A 2,994-nucleotide genomic window follows, 5' to 3' on the forward strand; every position below is an offset into this window, starting at 1 on the left:
AGCCCGATCATCAATACTTTCCTAACTACTGCCGCCGCGCTTGAAGATGATCTCGTTGAATTCTACAAGGAGGATATGGGTCTATGACTTCCGCCAGAAAGAGCGAAATTGCTGGGTTTCTGCGCACTGCTTACATAGAAGCAGATCCCCAAGTCAGACAAGTTCTGTTTGAGATGTTGGAAGAAATTAAACCTAAAGACGACACTCGCCCGCGCAAGTGCATCATCTGTGGGCGCATCTCCTATTACGATCCTATCACACAGCGTCATCGCTGCAATTTCTGTGCAACTTGAGGTGCCAATGAAAACAAAGATTTTGAAAGTTAAAGGTGACTGGCTGGAAGTTTTGAACGACTGCCGCGCCACGGTGGGGAAGGACGCAAGAGACAAAGACCCTTCAACGGAATTCAAAAAGAAAATTCTCATTGCAGAGCATTCCCCCATAAGAGATATAATTATAAAGTGGGCTTGGAAAGACATTAAAAGTTGGATATCCGTCCATTTCGTTCGCGGCAAATATGAGAAATTCGTGAGAACGCAAAGGGATGATCGAACAGGAGTGCCGCGAGACGATTTACCGCAAGGGTCACTTGTGGATATGACAATGGAACTCAACGTCCAACATCTCATAGACACATCGAGAAAAAGATTATGCAGACAATCTCACCCAGAAACGCGAGCGTATATGGAAGACATAAAAAAGAAGATTCATGAGGTTGAGCCTGAAATAGCGGATGTAATGGTTCCAAATTGTATATACAGGGGGTGTGCATGTCCAGAGATTCAAAAGTGCGGATTCATTGATTCGTTTATTAAAAAGCATGGAATAATCGCTCCAATTCAAGATAGATATGATACATATAACCAAGACTTCTACGGCGAGGATAACTAGATGCCCAGAAAGAAAGAAGATTTATCTGGGGGAGTATTCGGCAATCTTACAGCCATTTCCCCGTCAAACAGGCACAGTAAAAACACTACATACTGGGATTGCAGATGTGCGTGTGGAAATGTAGTATCGGTACAGGCGGGCCATTTAAAAACCGGACACACTACATCGTGTGGCTGTTTGAAAGGCAAGATTATTGGGGAAAAGGCAACCCCAGATATGGTGGGCAAAACTTTTGGATATTTGACAGTTATAGAAAAAGTAACGTCTGAAACGTATCACTCAAAATGGAAATGTCGATGTAAATGTGGAAACGAATGCATAGTCCGAGGGAGTGACTTACGAGCAGGAACAACAATTTCTTGCGGGTGTTACAGAAATGAAAGAGTAGGAGATACACTAAGAAAAGATATTTCCGGCCAAATATTCGGGAAACTAACCGCAATAGAGTTATGCCGAGTTGACACAAAAAGAAAGTATAGCCCTGCACTATGGAAATGCGTTTGTGAGTGCGGAAATGAAGTAGTCGTAGATGGAAGAAACCTTAGAAAAGGGACTACGCATTCATGCGGATGTATTAAATCTTTAGGCGAAGAAAAAATTGACAAAATACTGGCACTATCAAATATTGAATATAAAAAAGAAGTATCATTCGACGGATTTTACAGAATAAAAGGGCATCCGTATAGATTCGATTATGCAATTTATGACAATGGTAAGTTAAGTTGCCTAATAGAATATCAAGGAGAAATGCACTATACTGATGATGCCAATGGATGGCTAACAGAAGAAAAACTATGCAATATTAAAGAAATTGATGAAATCAAGCGCGAGTATTGCAAATTAAACAACATTTGTTTAATCGAAGTTCCGTTTACAGACTACGATAAAATTGATTTGAAATATATAGTTGGTAGAATACATCACGCATCAAAGGAGACAACGAATGAATAGACGGGAATGCCTTCAGAAGGCAGAAAAGTGCGTATGCGGACAGCGCGACATTGATCACGGCAAGCCTGAAGATACATTTGGAATGATCGGACGATTCTGGTCTGACTACTTGGGAGTTCCCGTAACAGCACATGACGTTACTATCATGATGGTTCTTTTCAAAGCGGCTAGGATTCGCGTTGGTAGTTACGTTGAGGACAATTATATTGACATGGCGGGATATGCTGCATGTGCCGGAGAAGCCAAGGGAAAAGAAGTAGCCAACGAACTCAATATCAAAGTTTATGCGGAAGACTCCAAGTACGGTACTATATATGGTAGTCCAGCAAAATAAAAACTACTACATATTGTATGATTATAAAACGCCGATTTGATGATATGAAAGGATTATAAATGGCACCAAATTTCAAAGGAAGTCAAATTAACGGAGGCAACTCAGACTATGGGCGAGTAGGTTCTGATTTTTATCCTACTCCACCAGAAGCAACACAAGCACTCATTGACTTTTTAGGGATTCCAAAGGGAAGAGTTATATGGGAACCAGCGTGCGGAGAAGGTCATATGTCTGAGGTTCTTGTTCGCAACGGGTACACGGTAATTTCGACAGATTTAAACGAATGTTGCGGAACTTCTGGGATTGACTTTACAACTGCTGATTTAACTCCGTGCGATTGGATTATTACGAATCCCCCATTTAACTTAGCGGAGCAGTTTATTAGGAAAGCATGGTCATTTGAAAAGCCATTTGCACTACTTCTTAAGTCCCAATACTGGCACTCGAAGAAACGATATCCGTTGTTTAGAGAATGCACACCGTCGTTCATCCTTCCACTTACATGGCGTCCAGATTTCATGTTTAAGACACGGGGAAGCGGATCACCGTTGATGGATGTGATGTGGTGCGTTTGGAATGAATCATCGTCGGATGGTGTTGAGTATATTCCGCTAGAAAGACCAAAAACAGTCGCTTAGCCACTATATATAGTGTATAATAGAACGACGAAACCACTACATATAGTATGTTCATAAAAGACCAATTTGGTATTACAAGGGAGGTTGATAGCCACGATCTATCCAGATAACTCATGGCTCCGCTGGCTCGTCGCGCTCTTCATGATTACGCTGATTATTCTCTCCTTTCAACACGCTCGT

The 2,994-nt window shown here is 41.6% G+C and carries 4 protein-coding genes; all 4 read left to right on the plus strand.

All coding sequences use genetic code 11. The features are described from left to right. The first annotated feature begins 300 nt into the window (after positions 1-300). The 4 genes from PHO71_RS25925 to PHO71_RS25940 are packed head-to-tail and all read left to right on the plus strand — an operon-like array spanning position 301 to position 2,814. Positions 301-891: an FAD-dependent thymidylate synthase gene (locus PHO71_RS25925; protein WP_300209073.1), complete on the plus strand. Its 591-nt coding sequence runs from the start codon at positions 301-303 to the stop codon at positions 889-891. After that, positions 892-1,842, plus strand: a complete 951-nt coding sequence (locus PHO71_RS25930) for a hypothetical protein (RefSeq protein WP_300209074.1) — start codon at positions 892-894, stop codon at positions 1,840-1,842. Next, complete coding sequence (locus PHO71_RS25935; RefSeq protein ID WP_300209075.1) at positions 1,835-2,176, plus strand: DUF6378 domain-containing protein; 342 nt, start codon at positions 1,835-1,837, stop codon at positions 2,174-2,176. The genes PHO71_RS25930 and PHO71_RS25935 overlap by 8 nt, the downstream gene beginning before the upstream one ends. Before the next feature lie 59 nt (positions 2,177-2,235). Further along, on the plus strand, positions 2,236-2,814 hold the full coding sequence (locus tag PHO71_RS25940; protein ID WP_300209076.1) for a hypothetical protein: 579 nt from the start codon (positions 2,236-2,238) through the stop codon (positions 2,812-2,814). Positions 2,815-2,994 lie beyond the last annotated feature (180 nt).

The sequence above is a fragment of the Bacteroides sp. genome (genome assembly GCF_028690125.1).
GTDB lineage: Bacteria > Bacteroidota > Bacteroidia > Bacteroidales > Bacteroidaceae > Bacteroides.

Coding starts and splice junctions, on each gene's coding strand:
- PHO71_RS25925 (WP_300209073.1), top strand. CDS start 301: ATGAAAACAAAGATTTTGAAAGTTAAAGGTGACTGGCTGGAAGTTTTG.
- PHO71_RS25940 (WP_300209076.1), top strand. CDS start 2,236: ATGGCACCAAATTTCAAAGGAAGTCAAATTAACGGAGGCAACTCAGAC.
- PHO71_RS25930 (WP_300209074.1), top strand. CDS start 892: ATGCCCAGAAAGAAAGAAGATTTATCTGGGGGAGTATTCGGCAATCTT.
- PHO71_RS25935 (WP_300209075.1), top strand. CDS start 1,835: ATGAATAGACGGGAATGCCTTCAGAAGGCAGAAAAGTGCGTATGCGGA.